General features: G+C 46.2%; 1 protein-coding gene. It reads right to left on the bottom strand.

The genetic code is table 11. The annotated features are described in order from the left end of the window. Nucleotides 1-136: 136 nt before the first annotated feature. Nucleotides 137-925: a bifunctional protein-disulfide isomerase/oxidoreductase DsbC gene (gene dsbC, locus R7Q38_RS24795; RefSeq protein WP_318114721.1), complete on the bottom strand. Its 789-nt coding sequence runs from the start codon at nt 923-925 to the stop codon at nt 137-139. Nucleotides 926-1,049: the final 124 nt, after the last annotated feature.

A 1,049-nucleotide genomic window follows, 5' to 3' on the forward strand; every position in this document is an offset into this window, starting at 1 on the left:
CGCGATTGATGTAAATGCGTTTTAAGATCGGAGGAATGGAATCTGGGAGAAGGGAAAGATCCGGTTCGGGACGTCGTTGAATTTCTATCATGCTTGAAAAGAGCCGACTATTGCGTCGGCTCTGCTCCTTAAAGGATTACAGTTGCTCTAAACGTTTCAGTAGTTCAGCTGGCGGTAAGTAACCACCAACCATCTCACCGTTTGGAAGGAAGATTGCAGGTGTACCTGAAATACCTAACTGACGACCAACGTTGTAGTGCGCTTGAATGGTCTCTTTACATTGCTCAAGATCTTTCGCTGGATTGTCGAAAGTGCGGCTCACTTTCGCGTTATGCATCGCCGCTTTTGGATCTTCTGCACACCAAATCGTTGCCATTTGCTCAGCAACAGGCCCTGTCCCACCTTGGCGAGGGTAGGCCATGTAACGCACAGTAATACCTAGATCATTGTAGCCCTGCATTTGGTTATGCAGACGAACACAGTAGCCACAAGTGATGTCAGTAAATACCGTCACCACGTACTTTTCGTTGTCCGCTTTGTATTCGATCATGCTGTCTGCAAACTTAGCGATTTTCTCAGCATTCAAAGGCGCTTGGCGTTCTGCAAGTACGTCTTTGTAACCGCCGTTGTCATCAATCGCGTATAGCGTACCTGCAATAAAGTGATCGCCATTGTTTGACGCAAACAATATGCCGCCGTTGGTTTGAATTTCTAGCAAGCCCGCCACGTCTGAAGGTTGAATATCAATAATAGACAGACCTAGTTTCGAGAACTTCGCTTTTAGCGCCGCTTCATCAAAGTGTTGTTGCGCAGTTGGCGTAGCCTGTTGTGCAGGAGTTTCGGTTTTTGCCTGACTTTCTTCCGCACCACACGCGGTAATAAAGAATGGTAAAGTCAGCAGAGTTAGTCGGCGTAATACGCTCATTAAAGTCACCTTTAAATAAATTCTTTTCATCCAATCAAAGAGGATGAAGCAAGCCATCATTATGCTCTTGGGTGGTGTTGACTGTGGATCTGCTTCAATCGTTCAGTCGCCACGTGAGTATAAA

Source organism: Vibrio sp. Vb0598 (genome assembly GCF_033338935.1).
In the GTDB taxonomy this organism is placed as follows: Bacteria; Pseudomonadota; Gammaproteobacteria; order Enterobacterales; family Vibrionaceae; genus Vibrio; species Vibrio alginolyticus.

Excerpts from the sequence above, each read along its gene's own strand:
- dsbC (WP_318114721.1), bottom strand. The coding sequence starts at position 925 with ATGAGCGTATTACGCCGACTAACTCTGCTGACTTTACCATTCTTTATT.